This window comes from Bradyrhizobium rifense (assembly GCF_008123425.1).
Taxonomy (GTDB): Bacteria; Pseudomonadota; Alphaproteobacteria; order Rhizobiales; family Xanthobacteraceae; genus Bradyrhizobium; species Bradyrhizobium rifense.
In genome coordinates this window covers 32,516-52,704 of the sequence record NZ_VSSS01000022.1, presented here as the reverse complement: position 1 = coordinate 52,704, position 20,189 = coordinate 32,516, and the positions used below count along the sequence as shown (strand labels likewise).

The 20,189-nt window shown below is 64.7% G+C and carries 15 protein-coding genes; 7 read left to right on the top strand and 8 right to left on the bottom strand.

All coding sequences use genetic code 11. The features are described from left to right. Window positions 1-15: 15 nt before the first annotated feature. Genes FXB40_RS12960 through lptF form a run of 3 tightly spaced genes read right to left on the bottom strand, consistent with a single transcriptional unit; the run spans window position 16 to window position 4,765 of the window. Window positions 16-2,502 (bottom strand): LPS-assembly protein LptD, encoded by a 2,487-nt coding sequence (locus tag FXB40_RS12960; protein WP_187436851.1) that lies wholly within the window; start codon window positions 2,500-2,502, stop codon window positions 16-18. Beyond that, window positions 2,502-3,599, bottom strand: a complete 1,098-nt coding sequence (gene lptG / locus FXB40_RS12955) for an LPS export ABC transporter permease LptG (protein WP_148772576.1) — start codon at window positions 3,597-3,599, stop codon at window positions 2,502-2,504. The genes FXB40_RS12960 and lptG overlap by 1 nt, the downstream gene beginning before the upstream one ends. Continuing rightward, window positions 3,596-4,765: an LPS export ABC transporter permease LptF gene (gene lptF / locus FXB40_RS12950; protein ID WP_148772575.1), complete on the bottom strand. Its 1,170-nt coding sequence runs from the start codon at window positions 4,763-4,765 to the stop codon at window positions 3,596-3,598. The genes lptG and lptF overlap by 4 nt, the downstream gene beginning before the upstream one ends. A gap of 343 nt (window positions 4,766-5,108) precedes the next feature. Here lptF and FXB40_RS12945 point away from each other — a divergent pair, with 343 nt between their 5' ends. From FXB40_RS12945 to FXB40_RS12935, 3 genes are all read left to right on the top strand, one after another. After that, complete coding sequence (locus FXB40_RS12945; protein ID WP_148772574.1) at window positions 5,109-6,608, top strand: leucyl aminopeptidase; 1,500 nt, start codon at window positions 5,109-5,111, stop codon at window positions 6,606-6,608. A 6-nt stretch (window positions 6,609-6,614) separates the two neighbouring features. Beyond that, window positions 6,615-7,067, top strand: coding sequence for a DNA polymerase III subunit chi (locus FXB40_RS12940; protein WP_148772573.1), 453 nt, complete (start codon window positions 6,615-6,617; stop codon window positions 7,065-7,067). A gap of 127 nt (window positions 7,068-7,194) precedes the next feature. Further along, entirely contained in the window at window positions 7,195-7,734 is a 540-nt protein-coding gene (locus tag FXB40_RS12935; RefSeq protein WP_148772572.1) for a hypothetical protein, read from the top strand. Between the two features lie 74 nt (window positions 7,735-7,808). Here the strand turns inward: FXB40_RS12935 and FXB40_RS12930 are convergent, their stop codons facing one another. Continuing rightward, window positions 7,809-8,597: a class I SAM-dependent methyltransferase gene (locus FXB40_RS12930; RefSeq protein WP_148772571.1), complete on the bottom strand. Its 789-nt coding sequence runs from the start codon at window positions 8,595-8,597 to the stop codon at window positions 7,809-7,811. 234 nt (window positions 8,598-8,831) lie between these two features. After that, window positions 8,832-9,521, bottom strand: coding sequence for an alpha/beta hydrolase (locus FXB40_RS12925; RefSeq protein WP_148772570.1), 690 nt, complete (start codon window positions 9,519-9,521; stop codon window positions 8,832-8,834). A gap of 127 nt (window positions 9,522-9,648) precedes the next feature. Between FXB40_RS12925 and FXB40_RS12920 the strand changes: the two genes are divergently transcribed. The 4 genes from FXB40_RS12920 (at window position 9,649) to FXB40_RS12905 (ending at window position 17,239) form a co-directional block, all read left to right on the top strand. Further along, window positions 9,649-10,620, top strand: a complete 972-nt coding sequence (locus FXB40_RS12920; RefSeq protein ID WP_148772569.1) for a LysR family transcriptional regulator — start codon at window positions 9,649-9,651, stop codon at window positions 10,618-10,620. A 173-nt stretch (window positions 10,621-10,793) separates the two neighbouring features. After that, window positions 10,794-13,643, top strand: a complete 2,850-nt coding sequence (locus tag FXB40_RS12915) for a beta strand repeat-containing protein (protein WP_148772568.1) — start codon at window positions 10,794-10,796, stop codon at window positions 13,641-13,643. Window positions 13,644-13,665: 22 nt separating this feature from the next. Continuing rightward, window positions 13,666-15,798, top strand: a complete 2,133-nt coding sequence (locus tag FXB40_RS12910) for a type I secretion system permease/ATPase (protein WP_148772567.1) — start codon at window positions 13,666-13,668, stop codon at window positions 15,796-15,798. After that, window positions 15,785-17,239: an HlyD family type I secretion periplasmic adaptor subunit gene (locus tag FXB40_RS12905; RefSeq protein WP_148772566.1), complete on the top strand. Its 1,455-nt coding sequence runs from the start codon at window positions 15,785-15,787 to the stop codon at window positions 17,237-17,239. The genes FXB40_RS12910 and FXB40_RS12905 overlap by 14 nt, the downstream gene beginning before the upstream one ends. Before the next feature lie 70 nt (window positions 17,240-17,309). Here the strand turns inward: FXB40_RS12905 and FXB40_RS12900 are convergent, their stop codons facing one another. The 3 genes from FXB40_RS12900 to FXB40_RS12895 form a co-directional block, all read right to left on the bottom strand. Then, a complete protein-coding gene (locus tag FXB40_RS12900; RefSeq protein WP_148772565.1) occupies window positions 17,310-19,172 on the bottom strand; it encodes an ABC-F family ATP-binding cassette domain-containing protein in 1,863 nt (620 codons plus the stop codon). 61 nt (window positions 19,173-19,233) lie between these two features. Then, window positions 19,234-19,407 (bottom strand): hypothetical protein, encoded by a 174-nt coding sequence (locus FXB40_RS47880; protein ID WP_187436850.1) that lies wholly within the window; start codon window positions 19,405-19,407, stop codon window positions 19,234-19,236. Window positions 19,408-19,648: 241 nt separating this feature from the next. Continuing rightward, entirely contained in the window at window positions 19,649-19,909 is a 261-nt protein-coding gene (locus FXB40_RS12895; RefSeq protein WP_148772564.1) for a sulfur globule protein precursor, read from the bottom strand. Window positions 19,910-20,189: the final 280 nt, after the last annotated feature.

Sequence of the window (20,189 nt, the reverse complement as noted above, 5' to 3'; positions counted from 1 at the left end):
GGCACTTCAAATCGTTCACTGGTAGCCGGCGGAATTGCTGGACCCGGTCGAGGTCGCCAGCGTGCGCAGGCCGATCTGGAACATGAACGCGTGGCTCAGCACGGGCGGCGTGGTGCCCGCGGAATAGCTATACGAAGTTACATAGTTCGCCGCCAGCACGAAGCAATCGTCGACGTAGCCGGCGCCGAGCACATATTGGTTGATCTTGTTGGCCTCGAGGTCCCAGCGCGCCGAGCCCGTCACCACCCAATTGGTCGCGACCTTGATCGAGCCTGATGTCAGGATGCCCTCGCGGCGGGTCAAATAGCCGAGTTCCGGCTGCGGCGCGTAATTGCCGTACAACATGCTGACGGACCAGCGATTGAAGTTGGCGCGGCCTTCCGCTTCGAAGCGCTGGATGTTCCAGGTCTGCTCGTCCATGCGGGAGCGGACGCTGAACGTATAGGTGCTGTTCGGAGAGTAGCTGGCGCTCGCCACGTAGTCCGAACGCGGCTTGTCGAGGCCGGAATTGATGCCGGTATTGATGGAGTCCTGCACCGCGTAGGAGTTCATGCCGAACAGCTGGTAGGACTGGCCGAACACCACCTTGACGGCGCCGCCCTTGTCGAATTGCGTGGTCGCCTGCACGCCGACATTGGCGCGTCCGCCGCCTTCGACGCGGTCATAGCCGGAGAACTTGTCGACGCTGAACAGGTTGGAGGCGTCGAACACCATGCTCTGCGCATCCTCGTTCGGAAGCTTGCCGGCATAGGTCTCGTTCGGGCGGATGATGATCTGCGCGATCGGCTCGATGGTGGTCGAGCCCCAGGGCTGAATGTTGATGAAGGGATAGCGATATTCGAGGCCGACGGTCGGCATCAGGCGGAACGCCTGGGTGTCGCCGACGGGCAGGTAGTTCGACACGCCCGGCTGGTTGGAGACGTCCGAATTGATCGCATCGGCCCGCAGGATCGCGAATGGCGTCCAGATCTCGCCGAACGGATCGGTAAAGGACTTGCGCCACTGCGCCTCCGCCGTCAGGCGGGTGTAGGTGCCGGGGAAGCCGCGCAGCAGGCACTGCGACGGCGTGCGCGCGAGCGGATCGGCGGAGGTCGTCGTGCACAGGCTGTTGGTGTTGGCAGCCGTCGTGATCGGATCGAACACCGCGTCGTTGCGCGTCAGATTGACGAAGTTCGTCTTGTAGGAGACCTCGCCGCCGAAGATCGGATAGTTGAGCACGTTCGAGTAGTCGATCACGGGATAGACGACCGGGACCTGCTGCTGGTTGCCCGAGAAGCTCAGCCAGTACATCGTGCGCGCGTCGAAGAAGCTGCGATTGCCGACGCCGGTCAGATAGAGCTGCGACAGCGCATCCGTCGGCAGGTTCAGGAACGATCCGAGCGGATCGCGGTATGCCGACAGGCGGTAATCCGACATGAAATAATAGTCGGAGAGGATGACCCCGTCCCAGCCCCAGACCCATTTGTCGTTCAGCGCGAACTGGCCCTTGGTCTCGACACCGCCGCGGAACTGGCGGTCGCCCGGCTGGCCAGCGAAATTGCCGGGGTTGAGCTGATCGATGCCGTAGACGCGAACCTGGTAGGCGCCGTCCATCAGGCGCTGGCGGAACTCGGCCTGGAACAGCACGCCCTGCTTGGAGGTGATGCGCGGACTGAAGGTCGCGTCCATGTCGGGCGCGATCGCCCAGTAGAACGGGACTTCGACGCCGTAGCCGAACGCCGTGTAGGAGGTGAAGCCCGGCATCAGGAAGCCGGTCTTGCGCTTCACGGTGGGATCGGGCGTCGAGAAATAGGGCATGTAGGCGAGCGGCACGCCGAAGAATTCGAGCTGCGCCGTCTCGAAATACAGCATCTTCTCCTGCTGGTCGTGGATGATGCGGGCACCCTTGACCTGCCAGAGCGGGGGCTTCTTCGGATCGTCCTTACACGGCGCGCAGGCCGTGTAGACGCCGTTCTCGAACACCGTGTAGTTGCCGCTTGAGCGGTCGGCGCGGGTCGCGGCCATGCGGGTCTGGTCGGCGGTGTCCACGCGCAGCGAATCGACGAAGCCATCGCGGTAATCGTCGGAGAGATCCAGGATCTCGGCATAGGTGATCTTGCCGTCGGCATCCGTCATGCGGATGTTGCCTTCGGCATGGAGCCGCTTGGTCTTCTGATCGTAGATGACCCGGTCGGCCTCGACGCTGGTGCCGTTGTAGAACAGCTGGACGTTGCCGACCGCGGAGACGCGCGAATTGTTGTAGTCGTAATCGACCTCGGTCGCCTGCACGAGCATCTGCCCGTCATTGGCGGCCTTCGGCGGCGTCGGACGCGGCGGCCGCGGATTGTAGGTGTAGCTCTGGGCGCCAGCCGGCGTCACCGCGGCAAGATCAATCATGCCGGCGAGCGATACGGTCGCGATCAGGGCGAGCAGGAGCCTGCGGGCAGACAAGCCATATCCGTTCGCGCGCACGAGGGTGCGCAACGCCAAACCAGATACGTGTCCTCGGCGGACGGCCGTCACTATCCGTCCTCCTGATACAACAAGGCCAAAAAGCCGGTGAGGCCGCCCACCACCACGGGCAACCACGCCGCAGCGATCGGATGCATCAACTCAGCCTTGCTCAAGTCTTCAGTCACTTTCGACAAAACGTAGAGCAGAAAGCCTGCGCCCACGCCACTCAAAACCATCTTCTGTACGCCGCCCATCCGGAAGAAGCGCAGCGACACGGAAGCCGCGAGCATCACCATGGCGGCGAGCAAAAACGGCTGTGCCAGCAGCTTGTGATACTGGAGTCGATATCCGGCTGTCGCGAACCCCGAGCTCTCCGATGAGCGGATGTAGGTCGGTAGTTGCCAAAAGGACACAGTCTCGGGTGTGGAAAAGCTGTTGCGGACCTGCGCTTCGGTCAACGTCGTCGGAATCTCGAGGCTGGCCTGGTCGATCGGCGGAGCATCGAGCGAGAAGCGGCGCACGCCCTTGAACAGCCAATGGCCAGACTCGAGCGTCGCCTCGCGCGCCTCGACCCGCTCCTTGAAATGCTGCCCTGTGTCAAACCGGAACAGCGTGAGCCCCGTCAGCCGAACGCCCTGCTGCTCGCTGCGCGCAGCGTTGATGATGGTCTGGCCGTCGCTGGTCACCTGGTTGAGCCAGAAGCCCGAGGCGTCCTGGATGCCGCCGCCGGGCGCCGAGCCGAACAGCTCGGCTTCCATGCGCTTGGAGAGCTCGCGCAGGTTAGCCGACATCGGATTGTAAGCGACGGTGGCGATCACGCCGATCAGGAGCGCGCTGCCAAGCGCGGGCGAGATGAACTGCCAGGCCGAGATGCCGGCGGCGCGCGCCACCACGAGCTCGAGCCGGCGGGAGAGGGCGAGATAGCAGGTCATGGCGCCGATCAGCATGCAGAACGGCGTCAGCTTCTCCAGCAGTTGCGGCACCCGGAACAGCGAGGTCTCGGCCACCATGATCGCGGACGCCGACGCCAGCCCTGAGGTCTTGCGCACCATCTCGATGTAGTCGACCAGCACCAGCAGCAGGAAAATGCTCGCGAACACGCCGAGTGCGGCGACCACGAAGCGGCCGGCGAAATAGCGCCCGAGCGTGTTGGTGAGCATGCTCATGCGGCGGCCGGCCGTCCGAACAGCCGCGCGATCCGCGCATTCGATCTGTTGATGGCCTCCATCAGGCCGGCAGGCGGCTCGACCACGATACCGCCGACGATCAGCCACATGCCGGCGCCGATCGCGGCCACTAGCATCGCGTATTGCACGGCGGCGGCGGCCGGCGACTTCACCGCCATCACCGAGCAGGCAAATCCGGCCATGCGCAGCCCGAACACCGCGACCACCGAGCCGCCGATCGAGAAGTTGCGGCTCTGGCGCGTGGTGCGCGGCGCGCCGAGGAACGCGAAGGTCAGTGCTGCAAACGCGAACGGATAGAGCGGCGCCATCAGGCGGTCATGCAGCTCGGACCAGAACTGGCCGGGTACCGCCTTGTAGACGGGATCGTCCTCGGACGGCGAGAACAGCTCCCAGAGATAGCGTTCGCGAATGCCGAGGGTGACGTCGTGGCCCTGGTTGCCGAACTTCGACATGTCGAAGGCGTTGCTGACGAATGTCACCAGCGCGGGGTCGCGCTTGCCCAACTCGAAACGCTGCAGATTGCCATCTCTCAGCACCAGGAACGTTCCGTTCTCGTTCTTCACGACATCGCCGTGCTCGGCGACGATCGAGACACGCTCGTTCGGATCGCGGCGGTCGTCGATGAAGATGCCGGCGAGGATGCCGCCGGGCAGCCGCTCGCGAATCCGGATCGTGAGATTCTTGTCGAGCTGGGCGAAGCGGCCCGGTTGCAGGACGTTGGTGAGCACGTCGGCGGTGATCTCGGCGTCCCATTGCTTGATCCGCCGCATGCCGTCGGGGGCGAGATAGGCCGAGATGAAGGCGACCAGCAGCGCCACCACGCAGGTGGCGTAGAAGAACGGATAGAACAGCCGGAACGGCGAGAAGCCGGCGGCATTCATCACGATGATTTCGGAATCGGTCGCGAGCTTGTTCAGCGTGTGCGAGATCGCGATCATCAGCGCGATCGGCGAGATGATCAGGATCAGCGCCGGGATCACGAGGCTGGTGATGCCGAGGAAGGTCAGGATGGTCTGACCCTGGCTCGTCATCAGGTCGATGCCGCGCAACGCCTGCGTAATCCAGATCACGCCGGTGAGGCTGACCAGGACGAGCGCAAACGACGCCAGCGTCGTGCGGAAAATATACCTGTCGATTGACCCCATGCGCTACCGCACGAATCCCACCAAAGCCCCAACGTGCGCACCGGAATTCCGGCTGTCCGACCAATCCCGTGACAGGGATCCCCAAGGTCCGGCCAACCACCTCTTCCGGAGGCTTACATTCTCACTACCATCCCCTTGATCCGTCAACAAAATGGCCGACCCATGGCACCCTCAACATATGGTTAATATTTCCCTCGTTGTGGCCTCGCTGCCACGGGCGGTGCTTGGCATCGACCGCGCTTCTCGCCCATAGTGGGCAGAGACGAGTGAATCGCCGTTCAGGTCCGGCCTTCGGCCAGGCCAGCGGATCGGCAAAAAGTCCCATTTTTTCGAGGAGTTACCCATGTCCGATGCCATCAAGGTCGGCTTCGTCCCGTTGGCCAGTGCCGCCCGTGGCATCCTGATCGTGTTCTGCGACGACGCTCTGAAGGTCGGCCCGGCGACGGCCAAGGCGCTCGGCGGGGCAGCCGAGCTCGTGAAGCGGGCGGCGGCGGCCGGCTCATTCAAGGGCAAAACCGGCGCCGCCCTGGATATCCTGGCACCCGAGGGTCTGAAGGCCGAGCGCCTGATCGTGATCGGGACCGGCAAGGAATCAAGCCTGAAGGGCAACGACTTCCTGAAATTCGGCGGTATCGCCGCCAGCAAGCTCAAGGCGGGATCCGCTGCCATGACCATCGTGGCGGAACTGACGACCGGCGCCATGACCAGCGAGCAGGCGGTTCTGATCGCCTCCGGCCTGCGGCTGCGCGCCTACAAGTTCGACCGCTACAAGACCAAAAAGAAGGACGGCGAGGAGGGCGCCCTGCGCGCCGACGTCTCGCTGGCGGTCGGCGATGCCGCCGCGGCGAAGAAGGCCTTTGCCTCGGCGGGTGCGGTCGTCGACGGCGTCATCATCGCGCGCGATCTCGTCAACGAGCCGCCCAACGTGCTGTTTCCCGAGGAGTTTGCGCGCCGCGCGAGCCAGCTGCGCAAGCTCGGCGTCAAGATCGAGGTGCTCGACGTCAAGGCGATGCAGAAGCTCGGCATGGGTGCGCTGCTCGGCGTCGGCCAGGGCTCGGCGCGGCCGAGCCGCACCGTGATCATGCGCTGGGACGGCGGCAAAAAAGGCGAGGCGCCGGTCGCCTTCGTCGGCAAGGGCGTCTGCTTTGACACCGGCGGCATTTCGATCAAGCCGGCCGGCAGCATGGAGGACATGAAGGGCGACATGGGCGGTGCGGCCTGCGTCGTCGGCCTGATGCACGCGCTCGCGGCGCGCAAAGCCAAGGTCAATGCGGTCGGCGCCATCGGCCTCGTCGAGAACATGCCCGACGGCAACGCGCAACGGCCGGGCGACATCGTCACCTCGATGTCGGGCCAGACCATCGAGATCATCAACACCGATGCGGAAGGCCGTCTCGTGCTGGCCGACGTGCTCTGGTATGTCGCCAAGAAGACCAAGCCGAAATTCATGGTGGATCTGGCGACGCTGACCGGTGCGATCGTGGTCGCGCTTGGGACCGATCATGCCGGCATGTTCTCCAACAATGACGAGCTTGCCGAGCGCCTGCACGCGGCCGGCATCGAGAGCGGCGAGAAGGTCTGGCGCCTGCCGCTCGGTCCCGAATACGACAAGCTGATCGATTCCCAGTTTGCCGACATGAAGAACACCGGCGGCCGGCACGGCGGCTCGATCACGGCTGCCCAGTTCCTGCAGCGCTTCGTCGACGGCACGCCCTGGGCGCATCTCGACATCGCCGGCACCGCGATGGGCGCACCCAAGACCGACATCAACCAGAGCTGGGCTTCGGGCTACGGGGTCCGGCTGCTCGATCGCCTGGTGGCAGATCATTACGAGCGCAAATGACGCAAGATGACTGAAGTACTCTTCTACCATCTGCAAAACATGACGGTTGAGAACGTCTTGCCGCCGCTTCTCGAGAAATCGCTCGAGCGCGGCTGGCGCGTCGTGGTGCAGTCGACCTCGCCGGAGCGCGCCGATGCACTCGACGCGCATCTATGGACCTATCGCGACGATTCCTTCCTGCCGCACGCGACATGGCGCGTGAACGATGTGGCCGAGCAGCCGATCGTGCTGGTGATCGAGGCGGACAATCCGAACGGCGCCAATGTCCGCTTCCTGGTCGACAACGCCGCGTTGCCGCAGGACACGGAGGCCTATGAGCGCATGGTGCTGCTGTTCAACGGCGACGATCCGGACGCGCTTGCGGCGGCCCGCAGCACATGGACGGATTGCAAGACGCGCGGATTTGAGGTCACCTATTGGCAGGCGGACGAACGGGGCCGGTGGCAGCGGCGGAATTAGCGGTCGCTTGCAATTAATGATAATTTGGACTTTCTCGGGCAAACTGTTTTCGGCCACCTTCGTGCCGCAAAGTGATGTTGGGACAAGCGCTTAGGGCTACTCCTTGACGTGGGGAACTTAGTTTATCGTGCGACATCAAAAGCTTCCAAAGTCGCTCATAGTTGCGTTTGCCGCCGTCGCGCCGCTGCTTGCGGGCTGCTCGGGCGCAACCGATATGCTGGCGTCCGCCAAAGACGCCGAATGGTTCAACAAGCCGAGCCGACTGTTCATCAAGAACATCTCGATCGAATCGCCGCCGCTGACCCCCGACAAGCCGGTGGGCGCTGAGGATCTCGTCAGCGCCGATGGCGGTTGCCCCGGCATGGCGCCGCCGCCTGGACCTGCCGACGCCAATGCCTCGAGCACGGCGCCTGCGCCGATGGGCGGCACGGTCGCACTCGGCCACACCGAATGTGACGTGGTGCGCGGCATCGGCGCGCCCTCCAACGTCAATCTTTCCAGCGATGCCGCCGGCCGTCGCGTCGCGGTGGTCACCTGGACCACGGGTCCGCGCGCGGGCATCTACACGTTTACGTCCGGACGCCTGTCCGCGATCGAGGGCTCGCCCGAGCCGCAGGTCGCTCCGAAGCCGGTGAAGCCGAAGGCGAAAAAGAAGGCGGCGACGTAACACGTCGTCGGCCTTCCGCCCTGAAGCCGGTTGCCTCTCTCAACGCGATCAGCCGCGGATGCGCGCCCCGACCATCAAGCGGCCTTGCGTCCCTTGATTGCGGTGGCCGAGGCATGAACCGTGATCTCTCCGCTCGCGCTCGCCGGCAGTCTCGCCTGCAGCCGGCGTTTGAGCTCCGCGCTCTCTGTCTCCGACAGCCTTCCCAATACGCCGGCCGGGCTGCTGACGACCATCGACAGCCAGTAGTCATCGAAATTCGCAAACGTTCGCTCGACGACCAGCTCGCGGGTTTCGATATCGCGCAGACCAAGCTCCGTCCAAAGCGCCTTCAGCGCTTCGAAGCGCGAGATGTCCGCACTCGGTGGGCGCGCCGCCGGTTTGCCCATGGCGTCCATCTCTTCCCACAGCGGCTGCGTCGGCGTGCCGCCGCGCAAAATGTCCCAAGTATAGGACGCGACCATGCCGCCGCGCTTGGTGACGCGGACCATTTCCGAGGCGCCTTTGCGAGAGTCGGGAACGAAGAACAGCACCAGCGCCATCACCGCGACGTCGAAGCGGTTGGCGTCGTAGGGAAGGGCCATCGCATCGCCAATCGAAAACTCGACCTGCTTGGCCGATATTTTCTCGCGCGCAGTCGCGATCTGCGCGTCGGAGGGATCGATCGCGCAAACTGATGAGGGGGCGGACTTCGCAAGCAGGAGTTCGGTGAACGCGCCATTGCCCGCACCGACATCCGCCCAGGCCAGTCCGGGTCGTGGCGCCAGCCAGTCGAGGAACAGCGTCCCGGCCGACCGACTCCAGGGCGCCATGAAGCGTTCATAAGCCGCGCCGTCGGTGAATTTGATCGGTTCGGGTGACGACATCTGAGACCTCCCTCGAAAATTTCTTGTTTGGGATCGCGCGGGTTGGAAATCGTGCGGTCGAAAATGTCGGTCACTCTCAATGATGAAGCCGGATCGTCCGTCAAGCGCTGACGCAAACCTCGCTGAGCTTAATACCAAATGCGCAGAAGCGACACGGGCATTTCAGTGGTCGGGAGTGGAATAGCCGGACCTCATCTGCCGCCGGGCGCTGCCGGCGGCAGATGTCCGCACGCATCAGGCGAGCGCAGCGCTCTTGATGACCGAGGCGACGGCCTCCGGCCGCGACACGTAGACGGCGTGGCTGCCCTTGCTCTCGACCACTGTCGCGCCGGCACGCTTGGCCATGAACTGCTGGGCCGGGGGAGGGATCATGCGGTCATCGGTTGCCACAAGATACCAGCTCGGCTTTGTCCGCCATGACGGTTCGCTGACCGCGCCTTCGAGCGCCTTGAGGCCCCACGGCACCTGCGAGTTCGCCATGAACTCCGCCTTCGCCGGCTCGACGTCGGCCGCGAAAGAAGCCGCGAACTTCGCCTTGTCGAGGAACAGGTAGCCGTCCTGCGGCGGCAGGATCGGCGGCACGGCGGCGCCGGGGGGCGGGTCCTTGATCAGGGAGGCGACGGACTCGCCTTTGTCCGCCGCGAAGGCGGCGATGTAGACGAGCTTCGACACTTTCGGGTCGTTGCCGGCTTCCGTGATCACCACGCCGCCATAGGAGTGTCCGACCAGCACGACCGGTCCCTCGGCCTGTGCGATGATCTGCCGGGTCGCGGCGACGTCGTCGGCGAGCGATGTCGTCGGATTCTGCACGATGCCGACGTTGAAGCCGTCCTTCTTGAGGAGGTTGTAGACGCCTTCCCAGCCGGCACCGTCGACGAAGCCGCCGTGCACGAGGACGATCGTGGGTTTTGAAGTCTCAGCCATGGTAGGTCTCCCTTCGGGTTGCTGCGCGATCAGCGCTTGAATTTCGCGGGTTCTTCTTGCCCGATTTCGCCATAGCTGATTAGTTCCATTTTGAGCGGATACCCCTAACCAATCAGCTAGGTGCCCGATGAAATGGACGGATCGGATCGGTCGTCGCGTCAAGCTGCGCGACTATCACATCGTGCTCGCCGTCGCAGAGGCCGGCAGCATGACGCGCGCGGCGGAAGACCTCGCCGTGTCCTATCCCGTCGTGTCCAAGACCATCTCGGAGCTGGAGCAAACGCTGGGCGTCAAACTGTTCGACCGCAGTGCGGCCGGGGTCGAGCCGACGCATTACGGCCGCGCACTGCTCAAGTCCGGCGTCGCCGTGTTCGACGAGATCCGCAAGGGATTGCAGCAGATCGAGTTCATCAAGCAGCCGGATGCCGGCGAGCTGCGGATCGGTTCGTCGATCGTGACGGACGCCGGGCTGCTGCCCGCGATCATCGAGCAGTTCACGCAGGATTTTCCGCGCGCCGTACTTCACGTGCTGCACGAAAACATCGCCGTGCAGCAGTATCACAATCTGCGCAACCGGGAGGCGGAGCTGGTGTTCGGGCGGCTTCCTGCCGTCATGAACGAACCCGACCTGGTGGCGGAGTCGTTGCTCGACGAGCCCAATATCATCGTCGCCGGGACGGAGAGCCGTTGGGCCAAGCGGCGCAAGCTGAAGCTGGCCGATTTGATCGAAGAACCGTGGATCCTGGCGCAGCCCGGCAGTTTGGCCCGGACGCTGCACGAAGAGGTCTTCCGCAGCAACGGCCTCGCGGTGCCGTCGGCAAGAGTCCTGACGGTGTCGCTGCATCTTCACCTGCGCCTGATCGAGAGCGGTCGCTGGCTGGGTCTCGTTCCCGCATCCGTCGTGCGGTTCGGCGGCAAGCGGATGCGGCTTCATATCAAAGCCCTGCCGATCGAGGTCACGTCGCCTCCGTCGCCCATCGGCTTTATCCGGCTCAGGGATCGCACGCTGACGCCGCTCGCGGAGCGCTTTATCGAATGCAGCCGGAAAGTCGCCCAATCGAATTCCGCCAAGGCATCCGTGCGGAGCGTGCCGTCATAATTCCGCAATGCAATGTGCGCGCCACATCAGTTGCTGTCCAAGACCCGCCCGCAGGAAATCTGGAGGAAATCTCCAGAATAATCACGCGCGTCTCAAGCAACGCTTCAAGATTGTCATGTTGGCGGCTGCTACGCCTCGAGAGGAGGGGCTAGATCGATCGAAGGATTATTTGGATGTCTATTACCTCTGTTTTTTCCCCGGTTACGGGGCAGCTGACGATTTTCGGCGACAGCGCCAATAACGGCCTCGTGATCGGCCGCGACAAGTCCGGCCGCATTCTGATCAATAACGGGCACGTGAAGACGCTCGGCGGCGATCCCACCGTCGCCAACACCAACGAGATCGATGTCTTCGGTCAGAGCGGTGACGACACGATCACCGTCAACGAAGCCCACGGTCCGATGCCCGCGGTGCATATCTTTGGTGGCGACGGCAATGACAAAATCACCGGCGGCTCGGGCGCCGATTTGCTGTTCGGTCAGGCCGGCGACGATGTGATCAAGGGCGGCGGCGGCAATGATCTGCTGTTCGGCGGCGCGGGCAACGATATCCTGGACGGTGGCAGCGGCGACAACCAATTGTTTGGCGAAGCCGGCAACGATCTCATGATCTGGAATCCTGGCGGCGGCAGCAACGTTGTCGAAGGCGGCGACGGCAATGACACCGTGCAGATCAACGGAAGCAATGCCTCCGAGACCTTCACCATCACCGCGAACGGCACCCGCGTGCGGTTCGACGAAACGGGCCCGGCGCCATTTTCGCTCGACATCGGCACCACGGAGAATCTCGTACTGCATGCCGGTGGTGGCGACGATGTCATCACTGCGGGTAACGGGCTCGGCAGCCTGATCTCGCTGACGCTCGACGGCGGCGCAGGAAACGACACGATCACCGGTGGTGACGGCAACGATCTCCTGATCGGCGGTTCCGGCAACGACATCGTCAACGGCGGCCGCGGCAACGACGTCGCCCAGCTCGGGAGCGGCGACGACACCTTCATCTGGAATCCCGGCGATGGCAGCGACACCGTGGAAGGCGGATCGGGCAACGACAAGCTCTTGTTCAACGGCGCCAACATCAACGAGAACATCAACATCTCGGCCAACGGCGGCCGGGTGCGCTTCACCCGCGATGTCGCCAACATCACGATGGACCTCAACAGCATCGAGCAGATCGAGTTCGATGCGCGGGGCGGGGCCGACAACATCACCGTCGGCGACCTCACCGGCACCGGCGTCAAGCAGATCCTCGTCGATCTCGGAGCCGTTCCCGGCGGCACACAAGGCGACGGCGCAGCCGATACGGTCACCGTCAATGGGACCAACGGCAATCAGCACATCCAGGTCACAGCAGTCGGCACCACGGTCACGGTGACCGGCCTGCCGGAAGTCGTGACGATCGCCAATGCAGAGGCTGCCAACGACCGGCTGGTGATCCAGGCGCTCGGCGGCAATGACGTCATCGATGCATCCACGCTCGCTGCGGTGATCGGGCTGACGATCGATGGTGGCGCGGGCAACGACACCATCACCGGCAGCCAGGGCAACGACACCCTGATCGGCGGCGACGGCAACGACAAGGTCACCGGCGGCCGCGGCAACGACGTCGCTCTTCTCGGCGCGGGTGACGACCTCTTCACGTGGAATCCCGGTGACGGCAGCGACACCGTCGAAGGCGGCACGGGAACCGATACGCTGGTGTTCAACGGCTCCAATGCGGCCGAGAACATGTCGATCTCGGCGAATGGAAGCCGTGCGCTTCTGACCCGCGACGTCGGCGCCATCACCATGGATCTCAATGGCATCGAACATGTGCAGATCGCTGCCGCCGGCGGCGCCGACAATATCACCGTCAACGACCTCACCGGCACCGGCGTGACACAGGTCGCGATCGACCTCAGCGCCGGCCCCGGCAGCCAGAGCGGTGACGGCGCGGCGGACCGCGTGACGGTGAATGGCAGCGCCGGCGACGACAACATCAAGGTCGTCACCTCTGGTGGATCGATCGATGTCAACGGCCTGGCGGCGCAGGTCACGATCGCGCACGCCGATGCGGGCGACGTGCTCGCCGTCAATGGCGGCGCCGGCAACGATGTCATCGATGCCTCCGCGATCAAGGCCGGGCAGCTCGTCAGCCTGAACATCAACGGCGGCGACGGCAACGACACCATCACCGGCAGCGCCGGCAATGACATCGTGAATGGCGGCCGCGGCAACGACATCGCCAATCTCGGCGCTGGCGATGACACCTTTGTCTGGAACCCCGGCGACGGCAGCGACACCGTCGAAGGCGGTAAGGGCACCGATACGCTGCTGTTCAACGGCGCCAACGTCAACGAGAACATCAACATCTCGGCCAATGGCGGAAGGGTGCTGTTCACCCGCGACGTCGCCGCCATCGCGATGGATGTGAACGGGGTCGAGCATATCGACTTCAACGCCCTCGGCGGTGCTGACAACATCACCGTCAATGATCTCTCCGGCACCGGGGTGAACCAGGTCAATCTCGACCTCGGCGCCAATGACGGCGCCGCTGATACCGTGACCATCAACGGAACCGCCGGCAGCGACGTCATCACGGTGACCGAGCACGACGGCATCATCACGGTGTCGGGCCTTGGCCAGGACATCAACATCGCCGACGCCGGTGCGGGCGACAGGCTCGTCATCAACGGCCTCGACGGCGACGATGTCATCACGGCCTCCGGCCTGCATGGCGGCATCCAGCTCGTTGCCAATGGCGGCAATGGCGATGACGTGCTGATCGGCGGCTCCGGCAACGATACGTTGACGGGCGGCGCGGGTGACGATGTGCTCATCGGCGGCCCCGGCCAGGACATCCTCGATGGCGGTACTGGCAACAACGTCCTCATCCAGGACGGGGCGGCAATGGCGGCCACGATGCTGCTCAACCAGGCCATGGCGGCGAGCTTCGTTCCCACAGGCGACGGCCATGGCGCGATGCCGCTGGCCGATCCGCACACGGCGCAGACCCAGACGCTCGCTCCGCCGCAGCACGCCTGACGCTCCGGCCTGGAGAACGCTCATGACGACGCACGCGGTCGCGACCGATACGGGGCTCGACGCGCTCCAGACCTTGCTTCACCTGCAAGGCGTGGCGGCCGACCGCGATCAGCTCAGGCACCGGCAAGGCACTGCAAATTTTGGCGCAACGGACATCATCCGCTGCGCCAAATCCCTTGGTTTGAAAGCACGAACCTATCGAACGCAGTGGGGCCGTCTGTCGGATAGCCCATTGCCGGCGATCGCGATGCTGCGTGACGGCAGCTTCATGGTCATCGCAAAAGCCTCCGCCGACAAGGTGCTGGTGCAGTCGCCGGTGGCGCTGCGGCCGGTGTTCATGGAGCGCGACGAGTTGTGCGCGATCTGGGACGGCGGATTGATCCTGATGACCCGGCGCGCCGGTCTATCCGACCTCGGACGCCAGTTCGATATCACCTGGTTCATCGGCGCGATCGGCAAATACCGGCGCCTGTTCGGCGAGGTGCTGACGGCCTCGTTCTTCCTCCAGCTGTTTGCGCTGGTCTCGCCGCTGTTCTTCCAGGTCGTGATCGACAAGGTGCTGGTGCACCGCTCGCTGTCGACGCTCGACGTGCTCGTGATCGGCCTCGTCGTCGTGTCGCTGTTCGACACCGTGCTCGGAATTTTGCGCAACTATTTGTTCTCGCACACCACCAACCGCATCGACGTCGAGCTGGGCGCGCGGCTGTTTCATCATCTGCTGGCGCTGCCGATGGCCTGGTTTCAGGCCAGGCGCGTCGGCGATTCCGTGGCCCGGGTCCGGGAGCTCGAGAACATCCGCAATTTCATCACCTCATCGTCGCTGACGCTTCTGATCGACCTGGTCTTCACCTCGGTGTTTCTGGCGGTGATGTTCGCCTATTCGCCGATGATGACCTGTATCGTGCTCGGATCGTTCCCGTTCTACATCGCGATCTCGGCGGTGGCGACGCCGCTGTTCCGCCGCAGGCTGGAGGAGAAATTCCGCCGCGGCGCCGAGAACCAGGCTTTTCTGGTCGAGAGCGTCAGCGGCATCGAGACGCTGAAGGCGATGGCGGTCGAGCCGCAGATGCAGCGCCGCTGGGAAGAGCAGCTCGCGGGCTATGTCTCGGCGAGTTTTGGCGTCACCAGCCTCGGCAACACCGCGAGCCAACTCGTGCAGTTCGTCAGCAAGGTCGTGACCGCCGCGATCCTTTATGTCGGCGCGCGGCTCGTGATCGGGGACGGCTTGACCGTCGGCGAGCTCGTGGCGTTCAACATCTTTGCCGGCCGCGTCTCGGCCCCGGTGCTGCGGTTGGCGCAGGTCTGGCAGGATTTCCACCAGGCGCGGCTCTCGATCGCGCGGCTCGGCGACATCCTCAACAGCGCCGCGGAGCCGGCTTACTCCGCCGGCCGCGCCGGGCTGCCGTCACTGCGGGGCAACATCCGCTTCGAGCACGTCGCGTTCCGCTACCGGCTCGACGGGCCGGAGATCCTGCACGACGTCTCGTTCGATATTCCGGCGGGCCAAACCGTCGGCATCGTCGGCTCCTCGGGCTCGGGCAAGAGCACCTTCGCCAAACTGGTGCAGCGGCTCTATGTGCCGCAAGGCGGCCGCGTGCTGATCGACGGCATGGATCTGGTGATGACCGATCCGGCCTGGCTGCGGCGGCAGATCGGTGTCGTGCTCCAGGAGAACATGCTGTTCAACCGTTCGGTGCGCGACAACATCGCGCTCGCCGATCCGACCCTGCCGATGGACCGGATCATGGAGGCGGCGAAGCTCGCCGGCGCGCATGAGTTCATTCTGGAGCTGCCCGAGGGCTACGACACCGTGGTCGGCGAGCGCGGCTCGACGCTCTCGGGCGGGCAGCGCCAGCGCATCGCGATCGCCCGTGCGCTCGTGACCAATCCGCGCATCCTGATCTTCGACGAAGCCACCAGCGCGCTCGATTACGAGAGCGAGCGGATCATCCATGACAACATGAAGGACATCGCGAAGGGCCGCACCGTCCTGATCATCGCGCATCGGCTCTCCACCGTGCGCGGCGCCGACCGCATCTTCACGCTCGAGCGCGGCCGTCTGGTCGAGGACGGCACGCATGACGCCTTGATCAGGAACGGCGGCCGCTATGCAACTCTGCACCGGCTCCAGGGAGGGATCTATGAGGTCGGCTAGCACCGCGGCGGCCCGAAAGCCGGATCAGACCGTTGTTCCCTTCCGGAACGCGAACAGCCGGCGCGCCGAGGAAACCGCCTTCCTGCCCGCGGCGCTGGAGATCACGGAAACCCCGCCGTCGCCGATCGGCCGCGCCATCGCATTTGCGCTGATGGCCCTCGTCTGCGCGGCGCTCGCATGGTCTGCATGGGGCACGATCGACATCGTGGCGTCCGCGACCGGCAAGGTCGTGTCGAGCGGGCGCAGCAAAGTGGTGCAGCCGTTCGAGACCGGTGTCGTCCGCGCCATTCATGTGCAGGACGGGCAGGCGGTCAAATCAGGCGACGTGCTGATCGAGCTCGATCCGACCGTGAATGCGGCGGAGCGCGATCACCTGCATGACGATCTCATGGCCGAACGGCTCAACAGCGCGCGCCTCCGCGCGGCGCGGGCCGCCGGCGAAGACGGCTCCGCCGATTTCGTTCCGCCCGCGGATGCCGATCCATCGCTGGTCGCGACGCAGCAGCAGCTTCTCGCCAGCCAGGTCGGCGAGCACCGCGCCAAGCTCGCGGCTCTTGAACGCCAGGAGGCGCAGAAGGACGCCGAGCATCAGACCATCGCGGCGACGATCCACAAGCTCGGTGCATTGCTGCCCGTGACCGAGCAGCGCGTCGATATCCGCAGGACGCTGATGGAAAAGGAGATCGGCTCGAAGCTGACCTATTACGAGACGCTTCAGCTCCAGATCGAGCAGCAGGAGGAGCTCGGTGTCCAACGCAGCCATCTGAAGGAAGCCGAGGCAGCCGTCGCCGCAATCCGGGAGACCCGCATCCAGGCGGTGGCCGAGTATCGCAAAAGCCTGTCCGACGATCTCGCCAAGAGCGAGCAGAAGGCCAATGGTCTCGCGCGCGATCTGATCAAGGCGCAGCAGCGGACACAGCTTCAGCAGCTGACGTCGCCGGTCGACGGCGTCGTGCAGCAGCTTGCGGTCCACACCGTCGGCGGCGTGGTCACGCCGGCGCAGTCGCTGCTCGTGATCGTGCCGTCAGACACCCGGCTCGAGATCGAGGCGATGATCTCCAACCGCGACATCGGCTTCGTCGAGGCCGGGCAGGGCGCCGCGATCAAGATCGACACCTTCAACTTCACCCGCTACGGCCTCTTGGAAGGCCGGGTCGTGAGCGTCTCGCAGGACGCCATCATTCGCGACCGTCCGCCGGAGCGCGGCGGCGACCGCGCGCCGGGCGCGCAACACGACAGCAGCGAGCCCAGCGGACAGGAGCTCAGCTACAGCGCCCGCATCGCGCTCGATCGCACGCAAATGCAGGTGGACGACCGCCTCGTCAGCCTGTCGCCGGGAATGGCGGTGACCGTGGAGATCAGGACCGGCTCGCGCACCATTCTGAGCTATCTGCTGTCGCCGCTGCAGCGCTACCGGCACGACATCATGCGGGAGCGTTAGGGCGTTCCGATTAGCTCATCTCTTTCAATAACTTCGCTACTGTGCATGGGGTTGTTTTCGGCTTTTGAAGCTAGCCCGCCGCCTCATCGAACTGCGCGCTCGCCTCGAGCCATTGCTCTTCCGCGCGCGCCAGCGCGTCGGCCGCATTGGCACGCGCCTTCGACAGTTGCGCGGCCTGCTTGGGATCGCGCGTAAAAATGTCGGGCAGCGCGAGCGCGGTGTCGATCTTGGCGATGATGTCGCTGACACGCGCGATCTCGCTCTCGGCCTCCGCGATGCGTTTCTTCAGCGAGCCGCGATTGTCCGATTTCGGGCGCTGCGGCTTCTCGCTTGGCGCACTGCGCTCGCGCGGGGCGGGCTCGCCGTTGCGCGAGGACAGCACCAGGCGGCGGTACTCGTCGAGGTCGCCGTCGTAATTGGTCACGGTGCGGTCGGCGACGATCCAGAGCTGGTCGGCGCAGGCCTCGATCAGATAGCGGTCATGCGAGACCATGATGATCGCGCCGGGAAACTCGTTGATGGCTTCGGCCAGCGCCGCGCGGCTGTCGATGTCGAGATGGTTGGTCGGCTCGTCCAGGATGATCATGTTGGGGCCGTAGAACGTTGCCAGCCCCAACAGCAGCCGCGCCTTCTCGCCGCCAGACAGTTTTCCAACTTTGGTATCGGCCGCCTTGCCGGAAAAGCCGATCGCGCCGGCGCGTCCCCGCACTTTGGCTTCGGGCGCATCGCCCATCAGCTTGCGGACGTGGTCGTAGGCGGAGGCGTCCTCGTTCAGCTCGTCGAGCTGATGCTGCGCGAAATAGGCGATGGACAGCTTGTCGGCGCGCGTCACCTTGCCGGAGAAGGGGGCGAGACGCGCGGCGAGCAGTTTGACGAGTGTCGACTTGCCGTTGCCGTTGGCACCCAGCAGCGCAATGCGGTCGTCGTTATCGATGCGTAGCGTCACGCGGCTCAGCACCGGCGTGGCCGGATCGTAGCCGACGGACGCGTTGTCGACGGCGATGATCGGCGGCGACAGCAGCTTCTCCGGTGCCGGGAAGGTGATCTCGCGCACGTCCTCCGTCACCAGCGCCGTGATCGGCTTCAGCCGCTCCAGCATTTTCACGCGCGACTGCGCCTGCCGGGCCTTCGAGGCCTTGGCCTTGAAGCGGTCGACGAAGGCCTGCAGGCGGGCGCGCTCGGCCTCCTGGCGCTTGACCGCCTTGGCATCGAGCAGCTCGCGCGCGGCGCGCTGCTCCTCGAAGGATGAGTAGGTACCTTTGTAGAGCGTGAGCTTGCCGCGCTCCAGATGCAGGATCTGGTCGACCGAGCTCTCCAGGAGGTCGCGGTCATGGCTGATCACGATCACCGTGCGCGGATAATGCGCGAGATGATCCTCGAGCCACAGCGTGCCTTCGAGGTCGAGATAGTTGGTGGGCTCGTCGAGCAGCAGCAAGTCAGGGGTCGCAAACAGCGTCGCGGCCAGCGCGACGCGCATGCGCCAGCCGCCGGAGAATTCGGCACAGGGACGCAGCTGGTCGGTGGCGGAAAAGCCGAGGCCGGACAGGATCGCCGCGGCACGGCTCGGGGCCGAATGCGCGTCGATGTCGACAAGCCGGGTCTGGATCTCGGCGATCCGGTGCGGATCGGTGGCGCTCTCGGCTTCGTGAAGCAGCGCGTCGCGCTCGAGGTCGGCCTTGAGCACGACCGAAATCAGGCTTTCGGGGCCGTTCGGCGCTTCCTGGGCCAGGCTGCCCACCCGCCAGCGCGGCGGCAGCGTCACCGAGCCGTGCTCGGCGGCAAGCTCGCCGCGGATCACCTTGAACAGCGTCGATTTGCCGGTGCCGTTGCGTCCGACCATGCCGACGCGCGAGCCGGGCGTGATCTGCACGGAGCTATTATCGATCAGAAGGCGTCCGGCGAGGCGGATGGAGAGGTCGGTGATGGAGAGCATGCGGCCTTGTCACCGCAGCCGGGATCAAACGCAACCCGATTTTTCGCAAGCCGATTTTGCGTCAGTGCGAGTCGCGCTCGCGCCTCTTCAGCTCGTCCATCAGCTGCTCGAGATGTGTCGGCAGCTCGGGTTCGGGACGAAGGCTTTGCTGAAGCCGCTCGCCCACGGCATCGCAAATCGAGCGGCTGGTGCGCCGGTCGATCTGTTCGCTCTCATTGGCAAAAAGGCCAGCCATCTCAGGGTTCCGTGTGTGCAGGGTAACGACACGGTACCAAGTCATTGCCCCCCGAAATGGTTTCGCGAAGCGTTGGGAATGCCTGGCATTCTAGTAAAAATTGTATGAATTCGACGTATCTGCCCAAATACAAGGCCCCGGCGGGGGGAACGCCGGGGCCTCTCTTGGAAGGTACCGCAGGGGGGGAACGGCACCTCAGGAAGGTATTTTAGGAACGCACTTCAGGAACGTGCTTGCGGGCTCAGTAGCAGCGGTTGACCAGCCGCCAGCGGGGTCCCCAGGGGGTCGGGACCAGCCGGCGCACATAGCAGCCGCCATAACCGTAGGAGACGGGGGCGGCGTAGAAGCGCGGTCCGCCCCAGCCCCAACCGCCGTGATGCCAGCCGCCACCGCCGTGCCAGCCCCAGCCGCCACCATGCCAGTGGGCGGAGGCGGAGGTGGGGGCCAGCGCGGCACCCAGCGCGACCGCGGCGACTGCAGCGAGCGAAAGTTTCCTCAACATGATGATCTCCTCAAAACTGCCGGCGCGGGGCTATCGCGTCGATGGAAAGGCCGCCGAAACGGTCCGCCTCGGGAGGAGGCTTTGGTTTCGATGGACCTGACGTTACGCCAGCGAGGCTGAACCAACCCCTCATGCGGCCTTCAGATTGGGTTCATCTGCGTGAAATCGTTGTAATCCATGCTGGAATCGGCGTGGCCTCTTCCCCTGGCACCTGCGGCGAAGCGCCCGTGGGCTGTTCCGGCGGTCGCTTGCCGTATCGCAACGGCGCCGATATAAGCCC

Excerpts from the sequence above, each read along its gene's own strand:
- lptG (WP_148772576.1), bottom strand. The coding sequence starts at position 3,599 with ATGAGCATGCTCACCAACACGCTCGGGCGCTATTTCGCCGGCCGCTTC.
- lptF (WP_148772575.1), bottom strand. The coding sequence starts at position 4,765 with ATGGGGTCAATCGACAGGTATATTTTCCGCACGACGCTGGCGTCGTTT.
- FXB40_RS12945 (WP_148772574.1), top strand. The coding sequence starts at position 5,109 with ATGTCCGATGCCATCAAGGTCGGCTTCGTCCCGTTGGCCAGTGCCGCC.
- FXB40_RS12940 (WP_148772573.1), top strand. The coding sequence starts at position 6,615 with ATGACTGAAGTACTCTTCTACCATCTGCAAAACATGACGGTTGAGAAC.
- FXB40_RS12930 (WP_148772571.1), bottom strand. The coding sequence starts at position 8,597 with ATGTCGTCACCCGAACCGATCAAATTCACCGACGGCGCGGCTTATGAA.
- FXB40_RS12925 (WP_148772570.1), bottom strand. The coding sequence starts at position 9,521 with ATGGCTGAGACTTCAAAACCCACGATCGTCCTCGTGCACGGCGGCTTC.
- FXB40_RS12920 (WP_148772569.1), top strand. The coding sequence starts at position 9,649 with ATGAAATGGACGGATCGGATCGGTCGTCGCGTCAAGCTGCGCGACTAT.
- FXB40_RS12915 (WP_148772568.1), top strand. The coding sequence starts at position 10,794 with ATGTCTATTACCTCTGTTTTTTCCCCGGTTACGGGGCAGCTGACGATT.
- FXB40_RS12910 (WP_148772567.1), top strand. The coding sequence starts at position 13,666 with ATGACGACGCACGCGGTCGCGACCGATACGGGGCTCGACGCGCTCCAG.
- FXB40_RS12905 (WP_148772566.1), top strand. The coding sequence starts at position 15,785 with ATGAGGTCGGCTAGCACCGCGGCGGCCCGAAAGCCGGATCAGACCGTT.
- FXB40_RS12900 (WP_148772565.1), bottom strand. The coding sequence starts at position 19,172 with ATGCTCTCCATCACCGACCTCTCCATCCGCCTCGCCGGACGCCTTCTG.
- FXB40_RS47880 (WP_187436850.1), bottom strand. The coding sequence starts at position 19,407 with ATGGCTGGCCTTTTTGCCAATGAGAGCGAACAGATCGACCGGCGCACC.
- FXB40_RS12895 (WP_148772564.1), bottom strand. The coding sequence starts at position 19,909 with ATGTTGAGGAAACTTTCGCTCGCTGCAGTCGCCGCGGTCGCGCTGGGT.